This window comes from Achromobacter pestifer, from assembly GCF_902859625.1.
Lineage (GTDB): Bacteria > Pseudomonadota > Gammaproteobacteria > Burkholderiales > Burkholderiaceae_B > Achromobacter > Achromobacter pestifer.
On sequence record NZ_CADIJX010000004.1, the window covers coordinates 19,465 to 40,288 of the forward strand.

Here is a 20,824-nt window from a genome sequence, read left to right on the forward strand (position 1 = left end):
CGGCGGCGGGCGCTTGCTAAACCGCCACCACCGGATGGCGCAATGTGCCGATGCCTTCCACGCAGGCCACCACCACATCGCCCGGCCACAGCCATTCCTGCGGCTTGCGGCCCGCGCCCACGCCTTCCGGCGTGCCGGTGGCGATGATGTCGCCCGGCTCCAGCGTGATGCCCGCGCTGATGTCGGAAATCAGGAACGGCACCTTGAACAGCATGTGCCGCGTGTTGGAGCCTTGCTTCTTCTCGCCGTTGACCGTCAACCACAGATCCAACACTTGCGGATCGGGAATCTCGTCGGCCGTGACGATGCAAGGACCGAACGGCGCGTAGGTGTCCTGGCCCTTGGAATAGATCCACTGGCCGGCGCGGCGGCAGTCGCGCGCGCTCATGTCCAGCATGACGCTGTAGCCGAACACATAGGACAGCGCATCGGCCTCGGCCACCCGCGAGGCCCGCCGGCCCATGATCACCGCCAGCTCCACTTCCCAGTCCAGCTGCTGCGTGATCTTGGCGTTGTGCTCGATGGCGTCGCCCGGGCCGATGACGGTGGTGGGCGGCTTGGAAAAGATCACGGGCTGCTTGGGCAGGTCGGCCGATGTATCCAGCGTGCGGCTGGACTCCGCCACGTGTTCCACGTAGTTCAGGCCGATGCCGAAGATGTTCTTGCGCGGCCGGGGGATCGGCGCCAACAGCTTCACGTTTTCCTGCGGCAGCGCCGTGCCCACGGGCCAGGCGCCCCGATACGACTCCATCAACCGGCTGGCCTGCGCGACGGCAACAGGCCCAAGATCAATGAACGCCAGCATGTCATCGGGCAGGTCCACGCCGCCAGCGCGGCCCAGCAGGGCCAGGTCCACCACATAGCCCTCGGCCAGCGCGCCAAGACGTGCGGCGGCGGTGGGATGAGCGCGAAACGTTACCAAGCGCATAGGAACTCCATAGATTCAGAACGAGTTGAGCCAGGCGTGCGGGACAAGCCCGCACGGCGGATGAAAATTCAATAAGGGAATCGAGACGACGCTAGATCAGCACTTGATGGCCGTCGTTTTCCTTGACCGCTTCTTCGCGGTAGAGCGCCAGCGACCGCATCACGGGCAGGTCGTTGAAACAGAACAGGCAGGCATCGTCGTTGGACGACAGGTTGACGTGTTCGTGAATGGCCCAGGACGGCACGCAGAAGATGTCGCGTTCGGTCCAGTCATAGCGTTTGCCGTCGATGATGGAAAAGCCGCTGCCCTTGGCCACCTGATAGATGAAGCTGCCGGTATGGCGGTGGGCTTTGGTGTGTTCCCCGGGCCGCAGCAGCTGCATGCTTGCGCCAATGGTGGGCATCACCGAGCCGCCGGTTGCCGGATTCACGTATTCCAGCAGGATGCCGTCATAAGGGCTGCCGGCCGTGGTGCGCGCATAGCGGCGCAGTGCTTCGTAGGTGGGTTCCCATTCGTACTTGAACAACGGCGAATAGGGCTTCGTCCAGCCGGACACCTGCGGCCGCAACGCCACGCCGCCCCAGGCGGCGCTGGTGTCATCCACCGGATAGGTCACGGTCTGGTTCAAATCGGGATGCACGGCATAGAAACCGGCCTCCAGCGCGTTGACCAGCGGAATGTCCAGGCCGTCCTGCCAGATGCAGGTGGTGCCGTCCTCGGCCACGCCGTGCTCGTGCCAGGTGCCGTTGGGCGTCAACACAAAATCATTCGCGCCCAGCGTCATCTTGTGACCGTCCACCACGGTGTAGGCACCCCGGCCTTCCATGATGAACCGCAGCGCCGAGTGCGAATGCTTGTGGGCCGAGGCCAGTTCCCCGGGCTGCATCACCTGCAACCCGGAATACAGCCAGCCCACGGCGGCGGCCACGTCGCGCCGGCCGGGATTATTCAGATAGATGACTCGCCGGCCCGCTTCTTCGGGCGACACCAGTTCGGCCGACCTGAGCACATGGCCGCGCAAGTCCTGATAGCGCCACACGACGGGCACCGACGCCGACCGCGGCGCCCAGGGCTCGATCTTGTTCGCCACCGTCCACAACGCGCCCGTCTCCAGGCGTGCCAGCTCCTGGTAGTAGGCGATGCGCTCCGGCGAGTCGGCTACATTGGCGCGGCCTGCGGTGTCTTCGCGGTAGGCGTCATACCGGTTCGATTCCATCCCTTGCCCTCTTTTTATAAAAATCAGAAGATTTTCGAAAATAATAGAGGCGGCGCTGAAATCGGGCAATCACTGCGCGCTAGGGGTTTTCCCGTCGAAGAAGAATTAGTTGGTGCGGCGTCAAAAAATACTGTACAAAAACACAGTGCGACGTGATACATTTCGCTCGCCCGAAAAACAGTCGTCCAGGAGAATCCTGTGTCCGAAGCCGCTCATCTTGTTCAGTACATCGTCGTTCCCTATCGCGCCGCCGCCAATGGTGTCGCGCCAGGTGAAATCCGTCCGGCCAGCAGTGAGTTCGGAGCCATCCGGATCGCAAACTCCATGGCTTCAAAATTCGCGGGGGTTGCCGCGTATGAAGTCTGGATCGACAAGGAAACCGGCGACATGGAATCGCCTCGCATCCTGACCCAGATCGGCACGGTGCCGTCGCTGGACGACTGACCGCGCGGCGCGGCCCGCCCCGAACAGGAACGGGCCGCGCCAACCCGCCTTGGGGCTATGGGGGTTGCCCGCCAGTTGTATCCTTTGGGTCTCTTGTATTGATGCCCGAGGACGCACACGTGTATTGCGAAACTTGCGGGGCCGCGCATCGCGGCCGCGATCGTCTTTGCAGTGAATGCCAAAAGACCTTGTCGGGTCTGGCAAGCCCAAAGACGACTCCGCCAGGCGGCGATTTCAACGCCGCTCAGGATCCGATTGCGTCGGGGGGCCGAAAGCCGCTATCCAAAGAGGGTGGCTGGGAACGGCCCGAACTCGGACGTTCATTCACCCTCCCCATCGCGCTTGGCGACCGATCCCTCAAAGTACGTTGGCTCGCCTTGTTCGGCGCGGTGGGCCTGGCGGCCAGTCTTGCCGAACTGTTCTTCGGGTCGGCTGCCGCCTGGTGGTGCGTGCTAGGCATGCCCAGCACGCTCGCCCTCATTCTGGGGATTGGCCTGATGCGACACCGATTCGTGCGGCTGCCGCATCTGATCAACGTCGAAGCCGATAAGACGGGGCGCGTCTTCGTCACGAAGATCGGCGGAGACTGCCCGGTATGCTCCGGGGAATTGAAGCTTGAGGACATCGGCCCCAAGCGGCACACCAAGACGGTCGTTCAGTGCACCAGCGACGCCACCCATCAGTGGGCCTTCAATTCCAAGCAGCTGGCCGAGCTATAGCCGCGGGTAGCTGCTCCAGGACAGACCACGACGCGCGCGCCTCGATGGCCTCGCCTGCGGCAAGGCACAGGTCTTCCCTGAACCGGCCCGCCGCCAGCTGGACGCCCATCGGCACGCCATCCGACAACCCGACTGGAACCGACAGGCCTGGGAGGCCAAGAATGGCGGTTGAGATCAACGGGCTCTGGGCGCGGATCATTCTTCCTATGATGTCGTCGCCTTGCTGATCCAGATCGATCGGGAACGGGCGTTCCAGCGACACCGGCATCAGCAGAACGGGATAACGATCGAAGAACGCGCCCCACTCCCGCAGTATCGTCGTACGCATTGCCATCGCCTTGATGAAGCCTTCCTTGTCCAGGATCGACGTGTGCGTCAGCATGCTTTGATATGCACGCTGAATCGCCCGATCGCCGACCGTTTCGATCTCACGCTGCATGGATCCGGACGCTTCATTCATCAGCACGTTGAGCCATAGGTCGACGGCCTCGTCGAATCTGGGCGGCGCCGCTTCTTCAACGATGTATCCGGCATCCTCCAGCCACGCAGCCGATCGCCGCAACGCCTCCGACACGGCAGGATCGGGCCTGAATGCCGGCGTCCCGCCAAACAGCGCAACGCGGCGGCTGTCGCCGGGACGCCGCAAATCAAGCGGCGCCGGCACCCACCATGGATCACGGGAATCACCGGGGGACATCGCGGCCAGCCCCAATCGCAAGTCAGCGATGGTCCGCGCCAAGGGGCCTTGGGTTGCCGCCATCTGGGAAGCCACCGCGCGCTCAGACCTCTGACTTGCGTTGTATCCCGGCACACGGCCCTGCGAAGGTCTCAGCCCCGCCACGCCGCATGCATAGGCCGGGTAGCGGATCGAACCGCCCTGGTCGCTGCCATGCGCCAAGGCGCCAATGCCCAAGGCCGCAGCAACGGCAGCACCGCCGCTGGAACCCCCGGGCGTGCGCGCGGCGTCGAACGGATTGACGGTACGTCCATGCAGATCGTTGTCGGTAAACCAGCGCCAGGAGAAGGCGGGAACGTTCGTGCGGCCGATGACCACCGCGCCGGCATTTATCCAATTGTCGACCGCCGGATTATTCTCCTTCGCGATGGCGTCCCGATACGCAACCACGCCGTTGGTGGTCGCCGACCCGGCCAGATCGGCGTTGGCCTTGATCGTCACCGGCACGCCATGAAGCATTCCGAGTTCCTGCTTGCCACGAACGGCGGCGTCGGCGGCGTCAGCCGCCTTGATCGCCTGATCGGCGTAGATCTCGGTCAGCGGATTGAAGGTGGCGTTGACCTGATCCGCGCGATCCAGGCAGCTTTGCACGGCTTCCCGGCTTGATACTTCCCCCGTCCGGATGGCGTGGGCAAGTTCGACGGCGCTCCAGCGCCAGAGTTCGTTCATCATGATGGCTCCGAATTTCTATGGTCGTGCTCAGTCGGCCGATGCGCCGGAACGCTTCACCATCGCCCCCCAGCGCGGAATCTCGGTCGCAATGAGGGCCGCGAATTGCTCGGGCGTGGATGGCGTCGCGTCAACGGAGAGCGTCGCGTTGAGCTGGAGGACCGCCGGGTCCTCCAGGGCTTTCGCCACGGCGGCGTTGAGTTTGTCGATGATCGGCCTGGGCGTGCCGGCAGGCACGACGATCCCGCCCCACGACACCACTTCAAACCCCTTCAAACCGGATTCATCCACCGTCGGTACGTCGGGCAGGACGGGGACGCGCTTCAGGCTGGTTGCACCCAACACCTTGACCTGGCCCGAACGGATGAAGGGCAAGACGCCAGCCACGTTGTCGATCATGACATCGAGTTGCCCGCCGGCGATGTCAACGACCGCCTGCTGCCCGCTCTTGTAAGGCACGTGCAGCATGGAAGTGCCCGTTTCGCTCTTGAGCATTTCACCGGCCAGATGGGCGCTGGATCCCACGCCGAGCGAACCGACGCTGACCTTGCCTGGATGCTTCCTGGCGTAGTCGATCAATTCCTGAACATTGCTTGCCGGGAAATCATTGCGGGCAATGAGAACCAGGGCGTTGCTGATGGCAAGGCTGACGGGCGAGAGACTGCGCTGCGGGTCATACGCCAGCTTCGGATACATGCTCTTGTTGATCGCCAGCGTCACCAGGTTGCCGAAGCCGATCGTGTAGCCGTCCGGTGGCGACGTGGCTAATAGCTGAGTGCCGACGATGCCTCCCGCGCCCCCGCGGTTATCAACGACCACCGGCTGGCCCAGTTCACGCCCGACGGCTTCGGCGATCGGACGCAAGACCACATCGGGGCCGGAGCCAGCAACATACGGCACGATAAGTTTGATCGACCGTTCAGGCCATTCGGCCCGGGCCGCGCTGCCGCCCGCAATGGCCAGCAACCCCAAGCACAGCGAAATGGCCCGGCGGGCACGACTCGGAAAAATCAGCATGGGACGTTCTCCTGAAGAGCAACACGGACTAGACGTTGGATTGAATTGAGTCTTGTCGTCGTGAAGCTTAGAGAGCTCTAGCGCTGCAAGTAAGGCTATATTTTTGTTATGGTGACGACCAATAGTTGTCACTCTCGAGGCGCATGTGAAGGACCATCATCTTCGGGCATGGTTGAAAGTGGCCGAGCTTCGCAGCATCAGGTCGGCGGCGCGCAGCCTTCACCTGAGCCAGGCTGCGGTGACGAAGGCCATCAAGGAATTGGAGGCCGAGCTCGACGCGCCGCTGCTCACGCGAAGCTCAAGAGGAATCGCGATCACCGAATGTGGCGAACGGTTGACGGTGCGCGCGCGGCTGGCCCAAGCCCAGCTCACCCTTGCGCGCCAAGACATCCGTCAACTGCTTGGCGGCGCCCAGGCGCGAGTGGCCGTGGGCGTGACCCCCATGGTGATGCTGAGCGTGTTGCCCGCCGTCTTGAGTGATTTCAGGCGCAGCATGCCCGCCGCCCGTGTCAAAGTCTCGGAAGGTCTGCTGGCTGCGGTCCAGCCCGCGCTGCGCAATGGAATGCTGGATTTCGCGCTGGCCTCTCGCATGACGGGCAGGGCCGACAGCGAGTTTGAATTCGACTTCGAACCGTTGCGGCCACTTGAATTCATGATCGCCTGCCGGCACGGCCACCCGATGGAGCGAGCCACGCGCTGGGAAGACATCCGCGGTTGCGAATGGCTGCTCAACGTATCGGGAGGCAGCCACACCGAGGCCTTTCTGCAAGGCCTGCGCGCGGAAGGCTTGCAAGAGCCCGAACATGTCATCGACTGCGATACGTTCGGCGTCATGTGGAATCTGATGACCCGAAGCGACGCACTGATCATTTGTCCATCCGGCATGCTCAACGTCAAACCTTATGGCGACGAAGCAACGCGGATTCAAGTGGAGGTTCCCATGCCAGTCGCAAGCATCGGCATCATGACGCTTCGAGGAACGCCGTTGTCGCTCGCAGCAGTGACCATGGCCGATCTATTCAGGCAGCGTATGGCAAGTGCGGGGGAGTTTTGATCACGCAAGCATTGCGCGACAGTCACGCTTGTTGCGTAACCCCTTGATCTGATGGTGCGCCCGACAGGAATCGAACCTGTATCAAGAGCTTCGGAAACTCTCATTCTATCCATTGAACTACGGGCGCAGCGCAAGGAGGCGACATTGTACCTAGTTTTCGACAGCCTGCATGAAGTGGATCAAATCTTCCATCAATCTCATCGAAAACCCCGGCAGATGCATTGGACGCTCGTCCATGACACCGTTATATAATCCAGCGTTTGCTTGCAGGCGGATGCGTCACTTGTCCGCCGATTTGTGCAGTTACTGATTTTCTGTTGCCGCCGCTAGGCGCCCCACCCGTTAGCAGGATTTGGTCATGAGCAACGAGCAGGAACACATAGAAGAGCACTCCTCCCCCATCAAGACCCCCAAGCAACTGGTCGTCACGATCGTTCTATCTTTCGTGATCCCGATCGCCATCATCATCCTATTGGTGAACATGGTGGTCTCCGGCACCAAGGTCGGGGCCGGCTCGGATACCTTGTCTGAGGAAGCCGTCACCAAACGCATTGCTCCCGTCGCGGGATTCGCGCTTGTCGATGCCAACGCGCCCAAGGTCTTCAAGACGGGCGAACAGGTGTTTGCCGCTGTCTGTACCGCCTGTCATACCGCCGGTATTGCCGGCGCACCCAAGATGGGCGACAACGCGGCCTGGGCGCCGTTCATCAAGTCGGGCTACGACACCATGCTGAACGTGGCCCTGCACGGCAAGGGCGGCATGCCCGCCAAGGGCGGCAACCCCACGCTGTCCGACTATGAAGTCGCCCGCGCTGTCGTCTACATGGCCAACAAGTCCGGTGCCTCGCTGCCCGAGCCTGCGGCCCCCGCCGAGGAAGGCGCGAAGAAGGAAGCGGATGCGGCGCCTGCCGCTGCGGCTCCGGTCGCGGCAGCCTCGGCACCTGCGGCCGCACCGGCCGTTGCCGCTGCACCGGCTGCCGCCGCTGCTACTGCTGCTGCCCCTGCTGCTGCTGCCCCCGCTGCTGCCGCTCCGCAAGTGGCTGCCGCCGCCGTCAACCCGGCCGGCGAAAAGCTCTACAAGAGCGTTTGCTTCGCCTGCCACGCCACCGGCGTAGCCAACGCGCCCAAGTTCGGCGACAAGGCCGCGTGGGATCCGTACATCAAGACCGGCATGGACGCGATGGTGAAGGTCGCCATGCAAGGCAAGCCGCCGATGCCCCCGAAGGGTGGCGCGGCCAACGCCTCGGAAGACGACATCCGCGCCGCCGTGCAATACATGGTCGACGCCGCCAAGTAGGATGGGTGAAGCGCGAGACGACCTGCGCCAAGGCGCAGCCGCCCACCGCGCGTAACCCATCAACAGCAAAAGCAAAAGCCCCTTGATCGCTCAAGGGGCTTTTTCATTGCCGCAGAAAAATCCGCAGGCCTATTCGGCCGACGACTTCAACAGGGACAAGCCCAGTTGCACGCGGCGTTGCAGCCACAGGCTGGGGCGATAGCGGGGGTCGCCCGTCACGCGCTGCATGCTCTTCAAGATTTCCAGGATGCGGTCGGCGCCCAGCTTGTCGCCCAACGCCAGCGGACCCACTGGATAGCCCAGGCCCAGCGTCACGGCCTGGTCGATGTCTTCCGGCGTGGCGATCTGCTGCTGCGCGATATCGCTGGCAATGTTGACGATCATGGCGACGATGCGCTGAGCGATGAAGCCCGGCGAATCCTCGATCACCGTCACCGGCACGCCATCGGCGGCCAGCAGCGCATGGGCGGCATCGCGCCATTTTCCTTCCGTCGCCGGCGACACCATGACGGTGCGGCGCTTGGCGCCGTCGAACGCATACAGCGTGTCCAGACCCACGGTGCGGCCGGCGTTCAAGCCCTGGGCGGACACCGACGTGGACACGTCATCGCCAAACGGGGTGACGATGATCAGCGCATCGGCATCAGGCGTGGCGCCCGTGACCAGCGTCGCGCCCAGTTTTTCAACCAGTGCCGACGCACGCGCGTAGCCTTCGGCGTGCTTGGGGCTGACCCACACTTTCAGGCCTTCCGGCAGCGCGGGCACGGGCGGTTCGGCGGGCACCTGCTTCTGGCCGTCGGCGTAGACGTAGAAGCCTTCGCCCGCCTTGCGGCCAATCAGGCCGCCTGCCAGACGCACGGTGGTGATCGGCGACGGGCGGAAGCGCGGCTCGTCGAAGAACTGGCGGTAGATGGATTCCATCACCGGGTGCGACACGTCCAGCGCGGTCAGGTCCAGCAATTCAAACGGACCCATGCGAAAGCCCGCCTGCTCGCGCATGACGGCATCCACTTGCGCGAAGGTGGCCACGGCCTCCTGCGCCACGCGCAGGCCTTCGGTATTCATGCCACGGCCGGCATGGTTGACGATGAAGCCCGGCATGTCCTTGGCGCGCACGGGCGTGTGGCCCATGCGGCGGGCCAGCACCGCCAGCGCGTCGCCCACTTCGGGCGCGCTGCGCAGGCCGTCGATCACTTCCACTACCTTCATCAACGCCACCGGGTTGAAGAAGTGGTAGCCCACCACGCGACGCGGGTGCTTGCAGGCAGCGGCGATGGCGGTGATGGACAAGGACGACGTGTTCGACGCCAGGATGCAGTCTTCCGAGACCACGCCTTCCAGGGCGGCGAAGAGATCACGCTTGACGTCCAGACGTTCAACGATGGCTTCCACCACCAGTTGGCACGCCGACATGTCGGTCAGCGCCGTGGCGGACTCCACGCGCTCCAGCGCAGCGTGCGCGTCAGCGGTGGTGAGCTTGCCCTTCTGGGCCAGCTTTTCCCAGGTCTGGCGCAACGATTCGCGCGCCGCGGCAACCGCGTCGGCGCTGGTGTCGTACAAGCGCACGCGCAGGCCGGCTTGCGCCGCAATCTGCGCAATGCCGCGCCCCATGGCCCCGGCGCCCACGACGCCGATGGTTTGAATCTCTGTCATCAACTCTCTCCTGCCTGCATTTATTGGAATGGATCGCGTGCGCCGCGACGTGGCGTGCGCAAAGGAAAACGGAGCCGTCGCAAGACCGCTCCGTCTTCGCTCAAGGCTGGCTCTGAGCCAGCGCCTGGATGTCTTCGGCGGACAGCCCCAGCTTTTCTGCCAGGACCTGTGCGGTGTGTTCGCCCAGCATGGGCGGCGGACGACGGTACTCGACCGGGCTGTCCGAGAATTTCAGCGGGCTGGACGCCATCGGCACCTTGCCTGCCGCCGGGTGCGGCAGCTCGCGCTTCATGCCGCGCGCCAGCACATGCGGGTCTTCGTAAACCTGGTCCAGCGTGTTGATCGGACCCGCTGGCACGCCCACGCCTTCCAGCACGGCCAGCCAATGGTCGCGCGCGCCGGTTGCCATGCGCTCGGCCAGCAGCGGCACCAGTTCCGCGCGGTTCTTCACGCGCTGCGGGTTGGTGGAGAAGCGCGGGTCGGCCGACAACTCGGACAGGCCGATCGCGCCGCAGTAGTTGCGGAATTGGCTGTCGTTGCCGACCGCCACGATCAAGTGGCCGTCAGCGGCCGCGAACACTTGGTAGGGCACCAGATTCTGGTGCGCGTTACCCGCGCGCTTGGGCGCCACGCCCGAGGTCATGAAATTCAGATTCTGGTTGGCCAGCATCGTGACCTGGCAGTCCAGCAGGGCCATGTCGATGTGCTGCCCCAAGCCGCTATTGGCGCGTTCCAGCAGTGCGGCCAGGATGCCCACCGTGGAATACATGCCGGTCATCAGATCGGCCACTGCCACGCCCGCCTTTTGCGGCCCGCCGCCAGGCAGGTCATCGCGTTCGCCGGTGATGCTCATCAGCCCGCCCATGCCCTGGATCATGAAGTCGTAGCCGGGGCGGCTGGCGTACGGGCCGGTCTGGCCGAAGCCAGTGATCGAACAATAGATCAGGCGCGGGTTGATGGCCTTCAGGCTTTCATAGTCCAGGCCATATTTCTTCAGCCCGCCTACCTTGAAGTTCTCAACCAGGATGTCGCTTTGCAGGGCCAGTTCACGGACCAGTTCGGCGCCGCGCGGCGAAGCGATGTCCAGCGCGACCGACAGCTTGTTGCGGTTGGCGGACAGGTAATAGGCGGCTTCGGTGGTGTCGTTGCCCGCTTCGTCCTTCAGGTACGGAGGCCCCCAGGCGCGCGTATCGTCGCCCGCGCCGGGGCGTTCGATCTTGATGACTTCGGCGCCAAGGTCGGCAAGGTTCTGGGTGCACCAGGGGCCCGCCAATACGCGGGTCAGGTCCAGCACACGTATGCCGGTAAGGGGAGCGGGACGTTGCGACATCAGAGTTCTTTTCGCTAGATGAGAAATGAAAACGCCTGGCTGGCGGCCGGCGCAAGCCAGACTGGAATCCGTCATGCCGGCGGCGCGGGCCGCTGGCGCGTCATGCCTGGACGCAGCCCGCTAGGGTCGCGCCCGGATCACCATTCGTCAAGCTGGATATTAGCCTCTTGGACGCGCCGGGCCGCCCACGGATCAGGAATGGGCCTTGATCGTTTCGCGGGCGATCACCAGTTGCTGGATCTGCGACGTACCTTCAAAGATGCGGAACAGTCGCACGTCGCGATAGAAGCGTTCCACGGCATATTCCGACATGTAACCCGCGCCGCCATGGATCTGCACGGCGCGGTCGGCGACGCGGCCCACCATTTCGGTCGAGAACAGCTTCGCGCAAGCCGCTTGCATGGTGGTGTTCTCGCCCCGGTCGCGCATGCGGGCGGCGTCCAGCACCATGCAACGGGCGGCGTAAAGCTCAGCCTGGCTGTCGGCGATCATGCCCTGGATCAGCTGGAACTCGGCGATGGGCTGGCCGAATTGCTTGCGTTCCAGGGCGTACTTGACGGCGTCGGCCAACAGGCGGTCGGCAATGCCCACGCACAGCGCTGAAATATGCAGGCGCCCCTTGTCCAGCACGCGCATCGACGTGCGGAAGCCGTTGCCTTCTTCGCCACCCAGCAACGCACTGACGGGCACGCGGCAGTTGTCGAACACCACGTCGCTGGTCAACGCGCCGGCCTGGCCCATTTTCTTGTCGGGTTTGCCGATGCTCAGGCCAGGGGTGCCGGCCTCGACCAGGAAGCACGAGATCGAATTGGCGCGGCGTTCGGGCGCCGTGCGCGCCATCACCGAAAACAGGCCGGCGATCGGCGCGTTCGTGATGTAGCGCTTGGTGCCGTTCAATACATAGCTGTCACCGTCGCGTTCGGCGGACAGGCGCAGGGCCATCGCATCGGAACCGGCGTCGGGCTCGGTCAGCGCGAACGAACCGATCAGTTCGCCGCTGGCCAGTTTGGGCAGATAGCGGGTGCGCTGGTCATCCGTGCCGGCCAACACGATGGCCTGGGAACCGATGCCGATATTGGTGCCGGCCAGTGAACGGAACGCGGGCGACGTCTGCCCCAGTTCAAACACTACCCGCACCTCCTCTTCCATCGTCAGGCCCAAGCCGCCGAATTCCGGCGCGATCGACAAGCCGAACAGACCCAATTCGCGCATCTCGTTGACGATGTCGGGCGGGACCTGGCCGCTTGAGGCCAGTTCGTCTTCAGCAGGGATCAGGCGTTCGTGCACAAAGCGGCGCACGGCGTCCAGCAACAGAGTCAGGGTTTCGGTGTCCAGGGCCATGATGGGAGTCTCACAAGAGAGGCAATGCAGGGATGCGATGCAAATTCCAGCGGCGGCGCGGTCAGGCGCGCATGCCGCCAACCAATAAATCGAAGTAGCCGGCGGCGATGGTTTCAGCGCTGTCGCCCTGCCCCGGCTTGTACCAACGCACCATCCAGTTCAGCATGGACAGCACGGCGCGGCCGGTGGCGGCCACGTCCAGCGAGCGGAACGCGCCTTCAGCCACGCCCTGGGCGATCAGGCTGCGCAGCCGCTTCTCGTAGCCATCGCGCAGACGGGCGGCGTCTTCGCGTTCGGGCAGCGCCATGCCGGAATAGCCGATCAGCATCGTCACGAATTCGGCGTGGTGCTGCTCAAAGTAGCGGGCGTGACCCACCATGAACGCGCGGAGTTGGGCAGTGGCGCCCTCGGCGCGGTCGACATCCTGGCCCACGTTCTGGGTCAGTCCGCTCAGCACGCCCAGGATGATGGCGTCGTAGATGTCCTGCTTGGTGGTGTAGTAGTGATAGATGGCCGCCTTGGACACCCCGATGGCCGCGGCCAGATCCGACACGGAGCTGCCGTCATAGCCGCTTTGGGCGAACAGCTTGGCGGCCTCTTCCAGGATGCGCTCGCGCGGGGCCACCAGCGTGGGCGGCCGGCCGGCGCGAGCGCGCTTTTGGGCGGGAGGAACGGAAGTCGCCATGACAGCCTTTGCAAGAGGCTGCGCCGGGGGCCGGCAACGGGGCGGGCAGCCCTCCATTGACAGCGGTTCGGCGCATGCCGTTAAATAAAGATTAATTAATTACCGGACGGTCGGTAGGTAATTATAGGCACATCCGCCTCGGGGACTCAAGCCTGTTCGCAGACGGCCCCGCATGGACTGACCCTGAACACAACGCGACGACGCTATGCCCCACTCTCTCGTGACAGATTTGTATGGCCAGATGTCCCTGCCGGTCATCAGCGCCCCCATGTTCATCGTCTCTAACCCGACGCTGGTGGTTGCCCAGTGCACCAGCGGCATCGTGGGCTCGTTCCCCGCGCTGAACGCGCGTCCGCAAAGCCTGTTGACCGACTGGCTGGACGAAGTGCAGGCCGGCCTGGCCTCGTACCGCGAAGCCAATCCGGGCGCGGCCGTGGCGCCGTTCGCCGTGAACCAGATCATCCACCAGTCCAACGACCGCCTGGAACAAGACCTGGCCGTGTGCGCCAGCCACCGCGTGCCGCTGATCATCACCAGCCTGCGCGCGCCCGGAGACCTGGTCAAGGGCGTGCACGATTGGGGCGGCAAGGTATTCCACGACGTCACCACGATCCGCCATGCGGAAAAGGCGCTGGAAGCGGGCGTCGACGGCCTGATCCTGGTGTGCGCGGGCGCGGGCGGCCATGCCGGCACGCTGAGCCCCTTCGCCCTGGTGTCCGAAGTGCGCCGCTTCTATGACGGCCCCTTGATCCTGTCGGGCGCCATCACTTCCGGCGCACACGTGCTGGCCGCGCAAGCCATGGGCGCGGACTTCGCCTATATGGGCACGCGCTTCATCGCCAGCGAAGAAGCCAACGCCAGCGAAGGCTACAAGTCCGCCATCGTCGACGCCAGCGCCTCCGATATCCTGTACACGCCGTTCTTCACCGGCATTCCCGGCAACTATCTGAAAGCCAGCATCACGGCTGCTGGGCTGGACCCGGCCAACCTGCCGCTGCCCGACAGCGGCGCGTCCAACTTTGGTTCGTCCCGGGTCAAGCCGTGGAAGGACATCTGGGGCGCGGGTCAGGGCGTGGGTGGCATCGGCAGCGTTGAACCGACCCGCAAGATCGTCGAGACCCTGCGCCGCGAATACGACGAAGCCCGCGCGCAGCTGGCCAGCAGGACGTACGCATGAGCGCGGGGCTGAACGTCGCGCGCCAGGGCGCCGTCCTGACTCTGACCATCGACCGCCAGGACCGCCGCAACGCGCTGGACACCGCCACCTACGCCGCGCTGACCGAACACGTCTCGCTGGCGTCGGCCGATTTGTCAGTGTCGGCCGTCATCCTGACCGGCGCGGGCGAGCACTTCACCGCCGGCAACGATCTGCGCGACTTCCAGGCGGAACGGGGCGCGGGCGACAGCGCCGGCCTGACGTTCCTGCGGGCGTTGACCATGGCGGATGTGCCGGTGATCGCCGCCGTCGAGGGTTATGCCATCGGCATCGGCGTGACCCTGTTGCAACATTGCGACTTTGTTCATATTGGCGAAGGCGCCACCCTGCGCATGCCGTTCGTGGCGCTGGGTCTGTGCCCGGAGGGCGCGTCCAGCCTGCTGATGCCCCGACTGGCCGGACGCCGCGCGGCCGAGTGGCTGATGCAGGGCAAGGCGTTCTCGGCCCGCGACGCGCACGAGGCTGGCCTGGCCACCTCGGTGACGCCCAAGGGCGAAGCGTTGGCGGCCGCGCAAGCGACCGCCGCGGATCTGGTGCGCCAGCCGCCGGTTGCGCTGCGCCTGACCAAAGCCATGATGAAACGCGCCGACCGCCAAGCCATCCAGGAAACGCTGGACTACGAAGCCCAACAGTTCCGCGCCCGATTGCAGACGGAAGAGGCGCAGGCGGCGTTTGCGAAGTTCTTTAAGAAGTAGTGGGTGGTGAGAGGGGTTGCGGGGTGGTGAGATGAGTTGCGGCGTGGCGCGATGGGTTCCGGCGTAGCGAGGTGAGTTGCGCGCGTGGCGAGATGCGTTGCGCGCGTGGCGAGATGAGTTGCGGCGTGGCGAGTTGCGTTGCGGCGTGGCGAGATGGGTTGCGCGCGTTCGGTAATGTCGTGCTTGGCAGCGTATGTGCCGCGCTACACCCATCCTACGATACGGTTCGGTACGGTTCGGGACGGGACGGGACGGGACGGGACGGGACGGTTCGTAGGATGGGTGTAGCGCGAGAGGCTCGACGCCAAGCACGCCGAATCCAAACGCGCGCAACCCATCACATCAAAAAGACGACTCTGGCCGAGAAATCACCTTAAAACGGCGAATCCGGCCGGAAATTAGGTGCACGACGTTCGCGCAGGGATTGAATCCCTTCCTTCACATCCGGCCCGCCAAAACCCATGAATTCCAGCGCCAGCGACGTATCGAAGCTGGGGCCAGCCATGCGCAACCAGTTATTCAACGAATACTTGGTCCAGCGGATGGCGGTCTGCGAGCCCGCAGCCAGCTTGTTGGCCACCTCGAACGCGCGGGTGATCAGTTCGGCTTCGTCCACGCACAGCGACACCAGGCCGATGCGTTCGGCTTCCTCGCCCGTCACGGTTTCACACAGCATCAGGTAGTACTTGGCCTTCGCCATGCCGCACAGAAGCGGCCAGACGATGGCTGCGTGATCGCCCGCCGTCACGCCCAGGCGGGTGTGGCCGTCGATGATCCGCGCATCGCGCGCGGCGATCGAGATATCGGCCAGCAACCCGGCCACCAGTCCCGCGCCCACGGCCGCGCCGTGCATGGCCGACACGATGGGTTTGTTGCAGTTGATGATGTTGTAGACCAGGTCGCGGGCTTCCCGCCAGACGCGGGTGCGTACGTCGAAGTCATCCGCCATCTGCTGCACCAGATCCAGGTCGCCACCGCCCGAAAAGCCCTTGCCTTCGCCACGGATCACCACCACCCGGGTGTCGGGATCGGTATCGATGTCGCGCCAGATGTCGGCCAGCTCGCGGTGCATGCGGTCATCCGCCGTGGACAGTTTCCCCGGCTGGCCGCCCTTGGCGCCCATGATCAGTTCCAGCACGCCGCCGGGATGCCGGCGCAGCTTCAGGGATTCGTAGGCCGAATAGTGTTGCAACGTGATATCAGTCATTGTCTTCTCCGCGGTGTCTTGACCAGTGGGGCGGGCCTGAGGCCGGCGCGTTTTTGCGCACTATAGTGGATACATCGGTGTCCACCCATCGACAGCCAGAAGGAGCCTCAGCCAATGAACACCCCCGCCCCGTCCGCCGGCGCCCCGATCGACCGCGCCAGCCTGCCCGCCCTGTTCGCCCCCCGTGGCGTGGATACACATAAAGGCAGTTTCGGCACCGTTGGCGTGGTGGGTGGCGGCCCAGGCATGACGGGCGCCGCGCTGCTGGCGGCGCGGGCCGCCCTGAAAATCGGTGCTGGCAAGGTGCTGGTCGGCTTCGCCCAAGAGGCCGCGCCGCTGGCTTGCGACCCGCTGCAACCGGAACTGATGCTGCGCGACATCCGGTCGTTACTGGACGAAGACTGGGGCGTCACCGCCTGGGTCGCTGGATGCGGCATCGGCACGGGCGCGCTGGCGGCCAATGCGCTGTCCGAATTGTTCGTGCTGCGCCACGAAGCCCCATTGGTCCTGGATGCCGATGGCCTGAATCTGCTGGCCCGAGGCGACATCCAGCCCAACTGGGGCCCTGGCCCCGTCGTACTGACCCCGCACCCGGCCGAAGCCGGGCGGCTACTTGGCATTGGCACGGCCGACGTGCAGGCCGACCGGCCTGGCGCGGCGCGCAAACTGGCGCAACGCTTTCGGGCCTGGGTCGTGCTGAAGGGCGCGGGCACGGTCGTCTGCGACCCCGACGGCGACTGGCGCGTGAATACCAGCGGCAACCCCGGGCTGGCCACCGCCGGAACGGGGGACGTATTAGCGGGCATGCTGGGCTCGCTGATCGCCCAGAAGCTGCCCTGGGACCACGCGGTCGCCGGCGCCGTCTGGCTGCACGGCGCCGCCGCCGATGCACTGGTGGCGCAAGGCATCGGCCCGATCGGCCTGACGGCGGGGGAGCTGGCGGATGCCGCCCGCGCCCTGCGAAACGGACACTAGAAAGGGCACTAAATAGAGCACTAAGAAGGCATGCCACAGGGTGAAAAAGGCGCTAAGTCCCTGTGGAATAAACATTTTTACAACATACTAGGGTTTTCCCTAAAAAGACCGTTGCTTTTATTTTAGGGTTATCCCTATAATGGTTTACCCCAAGACGAAACGGACTGGAGAAGACCATGAGCCAACTGACCTTGAATAGCACTGCCCGCCTGACCGACGCGCTGGAGCGCGACCTGCTTCGCGGCGCCCTCGAAAACCAACCGAATTCCCATCCGCTGACCAACCTGAAGAAGGCTGGCCAAGCCGTGATCGCCGCTGTTGCTGGCGTCTTTGCTTTCATCGACGAAGTGAACGAATCGATGAACAAGGCCCGCGCCGCCAGCTCGCGTTTCTCCGGCTCGCAGTGGTAAGTACAGCTGCGCTGGACTGAATCGCGACGATCTCCCGCGATTCCGCCCGGCGCGCTGCCGCCGCAACGCTCGCTTGGCCGGTCCAAGCCCCGTTGCAGCGGACCTTCGGCGCCCGCCCCTCACCGGCGCCATCGCGCCGCGCCGGCTCCCATTCAAGCTGTTGGGAGCCCCCGCGACGCCCTCCCTGGCATCTCTGCCACCCCCTCCTCTCGGCGTTTTCCCTAGCGCCTGATTCGCCGTTCTTCATTGACAGCGCGCGAAGCCCCTACCGATAATCGGCCCCTTGCCGTCGTGCCTGGCGCCAAAACACCGTAAGCCCTCTGCCGACACCCGCTGTCCGCCTCCGGCCCCGGTGGTTTTTTGCGCAAGCACGATCCGGTTCGTTATCCATCCGGAGTTGTCACCATGAAGTTGCGCACCACCCTGGCCCTTTTGGCCGCCGCCATTCCCTTGGCTGCCGCCCAAGCCCAGACGCTGAAGATCGGCCTGTCGGCCGAACCCACTTCGGCAGACCCCCACTATCACAAGATGACGCAGAACGATGCTTTCTCTGCGCACGTCTACAGTTCGCTAGTGGGCCGTAGCGCCGACATGAAACTGATACCGGCCCTGGCCACGTCCTGGAAAAACCTGGACGACCTGACCTGGGAATTCAAGCTGCGCGACGACGTCAAGTTCTCGAACGGCAAGCCTTTCTCGTCGGAAGACGTGCTGTTCACGATCTGCCGCACGCTGAACAACGAAACCAACGTGTCGCAGTCCTACATGGACATGACCAAGCGCATCACCGACGTGCAAACGCCGGATGCGCACACCGTCATCATCAAGACCGCCGAGCCTTTCCCGCTGATGCCGGCCGAAATGGCCCGTTCGCTGCCGATCATCTGGAACGGCATCGTCGAACACGGCAAGCTGACGTTCGACCCGAAGAAGGGTTGCGGCGTGACGGGCGCCTGGCCTACCGTTGCCGACTTCAACAACGGCAAGGATGCCATCGGCACCGGCCCGTTCACCCTGAAGTCCTACGTCAAGGGCACCGGCATCGAGCTGGTCCGCAATGACAATTACTGGGGCGACAAGCCGTACTGGAAGGAAGTGAAGTTCGTGCCGGTGCCGTCCGCCGGCCCGCGCCTGACCGGCCTCTTGTCCGGCGATTTCGACATGATCGAAAACCCGGCCGCCCGTGACCTGCCGCGCCTGAAGGACAACCCGAAGTTCGGTTTCGTAGCCACTCCGTCCACCCGCCTGGTGTTCTTCCAGCCGGACGTGGGCCGCAACCCGAGCCCGTTCGTCAAGACCACCGACGGCAAGAATCCGCTGCAAGATCTGCGTGTGCGCAAGGCCATTTCCATGGCCATCGACCGCAAGACGATCACCGCCCGCATCATGGACGGCATGGCCACCCCGGCCTACCAGTACATGCCCGACGGCATGTTCGGCGCGCTGCCCAAGGCTCCGGAAATCAAGTACGACCCGGAAGGCGCCAAGAAGCTGCTGGCCGAAGCGGGCTACCCAAACGGCTTTGAAATGACGCTGTCGTCCACCAACGACCGTTACGTCAACGACGGCCAGGTGGCCCAGGCCGTGGCCCAGTACCTGGCCCGCGTCGGCATCAAGACCAACGTGGACGCCATGACGGCTTCGATCTACTTCCCCAAGCGCGCCAAGCGTGAGTTCAGCTTCTCGATGGGCGGCTGGCCGGCGGAAACGGGTGAAGCCTCGGCGCTGTTCCAGCTGTGGGTTGCGTCCCTGGATTCGCCCAACAGCCTGGGCACCAGCAACTACGGCGGCTTCAGCAATGCTGATTTCGACAAGGTGTACAAGCAAGCCATCGTGACGGTGGATGCGCCCAAGCGCGAAAAGCTGTTGCAGGAATCCACCCAGATCGCCCTGGACAACGTGCCGCTGATCCCGCTGCACTTTGAAAGCAGCATCTGGGCCTTCCGCAAGGGCATCACGTACGAAGGCCGCCGCGACCAGTACACGCTGGCCACCTCGGTTACGCCGGAAAAGAAGTAATCAGGTCCGCCTGAACAGAAAAACGGCTGCGTTCTCGCAGCCGTTTTTTTCGTCTCGGGCGCAAGCCCTACCCCACCGGCCCCGCGCCCAGCGCCAGGTCCAGCTCCCGGGAGAGCAGCGCGATGAATGCCTCCGCCTTGGGCGGCAGCACCCGGCCCGGCATGACCTGGATCTGCAAGGTGCGCGACTGTAGTTCCGTATTGGAAATCGGCACCGCCACCAATTCGTCGCGGCGCAGGCTCCAGGCCACCGAGATATAGCCGCTGAGCATGATGGCGTCGGAACCAAACACAAAGCCATGCAGGGGCGACGAGTCATTGCACGTCAGCACGGGTTCCAACTGCACCGACTCCAGCGTGCAGCCCATGTCGAAAAGCTGCCGGGTCGTGGTGCCAGGCCCGGTCAGGGCAAGGGGATACTGGCTCAAGTCCTGCAAGCTGACGTTGCGTCGGCCAGCCAAGGGGTGATCGGCCGCCATCACCGCATGCACCGGCGCCCGGCGCGAATAGCGGGCGCTGACCCCGCTGATGGGCTCGGCGATGAACGCCATCCCCAGTTCCACATTGCCTTCGGCCACGCGACGGCTCACCTCCGCAGGCGACCCCACGAACAGGTCGAAGCGGACATTGGGCCAGTCCTGGCGGAAGCGCGCCATCACCGACGGCACGAAAATACGCGCCACGCCTTCGACGGCGGCCACCCGGATCTCATTGCGGGCGACTCCTTTCACGGCGGCGATTTCCTGCAATACCGAATCGGCTTCAAGCATGGTGCGCCGGGCGTGCACCAGCAGCAACCGCCCTGCATCGCTCAGGATCATGCCCCGGGCGGCGCGCTCGAACAGCGGCGCCCCTGCTTCTTCCTCCAGCTTGGCGATCTGCCGGCTGATGGCCGACACCGCCACGTGCAGCCGCTCCGAGGCGCCGCTCAGGCTGCCCGCCTGGGCCACCTCCAGAAAGTACTTCAAGGCGATGCCGTGCATGTTCAACCCCTCGCGGCCAATGACAGCCCTTGGACAAAGCTTTGCCTTTTCAGCAAGGCTTCGGATAAATATGCTAATTGTAGAGAAAGCTTCCGAGCTCCTAGAATTCGCTGAAGCAGTCAGACAGGCGCGCACACGACGCGCCGTGAATCAAGGGAAAATCTGTGTCAGCAGCCGTCTCCAGCCGCCCGCGCGCGGCGCCCAACCGCCGCGCCGTGCCGCCTGTCGATA

19 protein-coding genes and 1 tRNA gene are annotated in these 20,824 nt (G+C 64.3%); 9 read left to right on the forward strand and 11 right to left on the reverse strand.

The genetic code is table 11. From position 1 onward, the window contains the following. Positions 1-16: 16 nt before the first annotated feature. Together HV753_RS15925 and HV753_RS15930 are read right to left on the reverse strand one after the other, a co-directional pair. Positions 17-928 carry a fumarylacetoacetate hydrolase family protein gene (locus HV753_RS15925; protein WP_175175487.1) on the reverse strand — a complete coding sequence of 304 codons (912 nt, stop codon included), beginning with the start codon at positions 926-928 and terminating at the stop codon, positions 17-19. Between the two features lie 91 nt (positions 929-1,019). After that, on the reverse strand, positions 1,020-2,144 hold the full coding sequence (locus HV753_RS15930) for a cupin domain-containing protein (protein ID WP_175175488.1): 1,125 nt from the start codon (positions 2,142-2,144) through the stop codon (positions 1,020-1,022). A 198-nt stretch (positions 2,145-2,342) separates the two neighbouring features. Between HV753_RS15930 and HV753_RS15935 the strand changes: the two genes are divergently transcribed. Beyond that, complete coding sequence (locus HV753_RS15935) at positions 2,343-2,588, forward strand: hypothetical protein (RefSeq protein ID WP_006217094.1); 246 nt, start codon at positions 2,343-2,345, stop codon at positions 2,586-2,588. Between the two features lie 119 nt (positions 2,589-2,707). Next, positions 2,708-3,307: a hypothetical protein gene (locus HV753_RS15940; protein ID WP_175175489.1), complete on the forward strand. Its 600-nt coding sequence runs from the start codon at positions 2,708-2,710 to the stop codon at positions 3,305-3,307. Here the strand turns inward: HV753_RS15940 and HV753_RS15945 are convergent. Both HV753_RS15945 and HV753_RS15950 read right to left on the reverse strand, forming a co-directional pair. Then, on the reverse strand, positions 3,279-4,715 hold the full coding sequence (locus HV753_RS15945; RefSeq protein WP_175175490.1) for an amidase family protein: 1,437 nt from the start codon (positions 4,713-4,715) through the stop codon (positions 3,279-3,281). The two genes, HV753_RS15940 and HV753_RS15945, sit on opposite strands and share 29 nt — an antisense overlap. A gap of 27 nt (positions 4,716-4,742) precedes the next feature. Next, the gene (locus HV753_RS15950; RefSeq protein WP_175175491.1) at positions 4,743-5,729 is read right to left on the reverse strand and encodes a Bug family tripartite tricarboxylate transporter substrate binding protein; all 987 of its coding nucleotides are present in this window, start codon (positions 5,727-5,729) and stop codon (positions 4,743-4,745) included. Between the two features lie 145 nt (positions 5,730-5,874). Here HV753_RS15950 and HV753_RS15955 point away from each other — a divergent pair, with 145 nt between their 5' ends. Next, positions 5,875-6,783: a LysR substrate-binding domain-containing protein gene (locus HV753_RS15955; RefSeq protein ID WP_175175492.1), complete on the forward strand. Its 909-nt coding sequence runs from the start codon at positions 5,875-5,877 to the stop codon at positions 6,781-6,783. 52 nt (positions 6,784-6,835) lie between these two features. Here HV753_RS15955 and HV753_RS15960 read toward each other — a convergent pair. After that, a tRNA-Arg gene (locus tag HV753_RS15960) sits at positions 6,836-6,910 on the reverse strand. Between the two features lie 231 nt (positions 6,911-7,141). Between HV753_RS15960 and HV753_RS15965 the strand changes: the two genes are divergently transcribed. Further along, positions 7,142-8,080, forward strand: a complete 939-nt coding sequence (locus HV753_RS15965; protein ID WP_175175493.1) for a c-type cytochrome — start codon at positions 7,142-7,144, stop codon at positions 8,078-8,080. Between the two features lie 129 nt (positions 8,081-8,209). Here the strand turns inward: HV753_RS15965 and HV753_RS15970 are convergent, their stop codons facing one another. The 4 genes from HV753_RS15970 to HV753_RS15985 all read right to left on the reverse strand — a co-directional run bounded on the left by HV753_RS15970 (position 8,210) and on the right by HV753_RS15985 (position 13,089). Beyond that, the gene (locus HV753_RS15970) at positions 8,210-9,733 is read right to left on the reverse strand and encodes a 3-hydroxyacyl-CoA dehydrogenase (RefSeq protein WP_175175494.1); all 1,524 of its coding nucleotides are present in this window, start codon (positions 9,731-9,733) and stop codon (positions 8,210-8,212) included. A 100-nt stretch (positions 9,734-9,833) separates the two neighbouring features. Continuing rightward, entirely contained in the window at positions 9,834-11,063 is a 1,230-nt protein-coding gene (locus tag HV753_RS15975) for a CaiB/BaiF CoA transferase family protein (RefSeq protein ID WP_175175495.1), read from the reverse strand. 192 nt (positions 11,064-11,255) lie between these two features. After that, positions 11,256-12,404, reverse strand: a complete 1,149-nt coding sequence (locus HV753_RS15980) for an acyl-CoA dehydrogenase family protein (protein ID WP_175175496.1) — start codon at positions 12,402-12,404, stop codon at positions 11,256-11,258. Between the two features lie 61 nt (positions 12,405-12,465). Next, a complete protein-coding gene (locus tag HV753_RS15985; RefSeq protein WP_175175497.1) occupies positions 12,466-13,089 on the reverse strand; it encodes a TetR/AcrR family transcriptional regulator in 624 nt (207 codons plus the stop codon). Positions 13,090-13,294: 205 nt separating this feature from the next. Between HV753_RS15985 and HV753_RS15990 the strand changes: the two genes are divergently transcribed. Then, on the forward strand, positions 13,295-14,266 hold the full coding sequence (locus HV753_RS15990; protein WP_175175498.1) for an NAD(P)H-dependent flavin oxidoreductase: 972 nt from the start codon (positions 13,295-13,297) through the stop codon (positions 14,264-14,266). Further along, the gene (locus HV753_RS15995; RefSeq protein WP_175175499.1) at positions 14,263-15,000 is read left to right on the forward strand and encodes an enoyl-CoA hydratase-related protein; all 738 of its coding nucleotides are present in this window, start codon (positions 14,263-14,265) and stop codon (positions 14,998-15,000) included. The genes HV753_RS15990 and HV753_RS15995 overlap by 4 nt, the downstream gene beginning before the upstream one ends. Positions 15,001-15,373: 373 nt before the next feature. Here the strand turns inward: HV753_RS15995 and HV753_RS16000 are convergent, their stop codons facing one another. Further along, positions 15,374-16,207: an enoyl-CoA hydratase/isomerase family protein gene (locus HV753_RS16000; RefSeq protein WP_175175500.1), complete on the reverse strand. Its 834-nt coding sequence runs from the start codon at positions 16,205-16,207 to the stop codon at positions 15,374-15,376. A 114-nt stretch (positions 16,208-16,321) separates the two neighbouring features. Between HV753_RS16000 and HV753_RS16005 the strand changes: the two genes are divergently transcribed. From HV753_RS16005 to HV753_RS16015, 3 genes are all read left to right on the forward strand, one after another. After that, positions 16,322-17,182 (forward strand): NAD(P)H-hydrate dehydratase, encoded by an 861-nt coding sequence (locus HV753_RS16005; RefSeq protein WP_175175501.1) that lies wholly within the window; start codon positions 16,322-16,324, stop codon positions 17,180-17,182. Positions 17,183-17,358: 176 nt separating this feature from the next. Beyond that, complete coding sequence (locus HV753_RS16010; RefSeq protein WP_175175502.1) at positions 17,359-17,592, forward strand: hypothetical protein; 234 nt, start codon at positions 17,359-17,361, stop codon at positions 17,590-17,592. Positions 17,593-17,997: 405 nt separating this feature from the next. Continuing rightward, complete coding sequence (locus HV753_RS16015; protein WP_175175503.1) at positions 17,998-19,611, forward strand: ABC transporter substrate-binding protein; 1,614 nt, start codon at positions 17,998-18,000, stop codon at positions 19,609-19,611. A gap of 67 nt (positions 19,612-19,678) precedes the next feature. Here the strand turns inward: HV753_RS16015 and HV753_RS16020 are convergent, their stop codons facing one another. After that, positions 19,679-20,593, reverse strand: a complete 915-nt coding sequence (locus HV753_RS16020; protein WP_175175504.1) for a LysR family transcriptional regulator — start codon at positions 20,591-20,593, stop codon at positions 19,679-19,681. Positions 20,594-20,824 lie beyond the last annotated feature (231 nt).

Coding starts and splice junctions, on each gene's coding strand:
- HV753_RS16010 (WP_175175502.1), top strand. CDS start 17,359: ATGAGCCAACTGACCTTGAATAGCACTGCCCGCCTGACCGACGCGCTG.
- HV753_RS15985 (WP_175175497.1), bottom strand. CDS start 13,089: ATGGCGACTTCCGTTCCTCCCGCCCAAAAGCGCGCTCGCGCCGGCCGG.
- HV753_RS15995 (WP_175175499.1), top strand. CDS start 14,263: ATGAGCGCGGGGCTGAACGTCGCGCGCCAGGGCGCCGTCCTGACTCTG.
- HV753_RS16020 (WP_175175504.1), bottom strand. CDS start 20,593: ATGCACGGCATCGCCTTGAAGTACTTTCTGGAGGTGGCCCAGGCGGGC.
- HV753_RS15965 (WP_175175493.1), top strand. CDS start 7,142: ATGAGCAACGAGCAGGAACACATAGAAGAGCACTCCTCCCCCATCAAG.
- HV753_RS15945 (WP_175175490.1), bottom strand. CDS start 4,715: ATGATGAACGAACTCTGGCGCTGGAGCGCCGTCGAACTTGCCCACGCC.
- HV753_RS16005 (WP_175175501.1), top strand. CDS start 16,322: ATGAACACCCCCGCCCCGTCCGCCGGCGCCCCGATCGACCGCGCCAGC.
- HV753_RS15980 (WP_175175496.1), bottom strand. CDS start 12,404: ATGGCCCTGGACACCGAAACCCTGACTCTGTTGCTGGACGCCGTGCGC.
- HV753_RS15950 (WP_175175491.1), bottom strand. CDS start 5,729: ATGCTGATTTTTCCGAGTCGTGCCCGCCGGGCCATTTCGCTGTGCTTG.
- HV753_RS15990 (WP_175175498.1), top strand. CDS start 13,295: ATGCCCCACTCTCTCGTGACAGATTTGTATGGCCAGATGTCCCTGCCG.
- HV753_RS15925 (WP_175175487.1), bottom strand. CDS start 928: ATGCGCTTGGTAACGTTTCGCGCTCATCCCACCGCCGCCGCACGTCTT.
- HV753_RS16015 (WP_175175503.1), top strand. CDS start 17,998: ATGAAGTTGCGCACCACCCTGGCCCTTTTGGCCGCCGCCATTCCCTTG.
- HV753_RS15975 (WP_175175495.1), bottom strand. CDS start 11,063: ATGTCGCAACGTCCCGCTCCCCTTACCGGCATACGTGTGCTGGACCTG.
- HV753_RS16000 (WP_175175500.1), bottom strand. CDS start 16,207: ATGACTGATATCACGTTGCAACACTATTCGGCCTACGAATCCCTGAAG.
- HV753_RS15970 (WP_175175494.1), bottom strand. CDS start 9,733: ATGACAGAGATTCAAACCATCGGCGTCGTGGGCGCCGGGGCCATGGGG.
- HV753_RS15930 (WP_175175488.1), bottom strand. CDS start 2,144: ATGGAATCGAACCGGTATGACGCCTACCGCGAAGACACCGCAGGCCGC.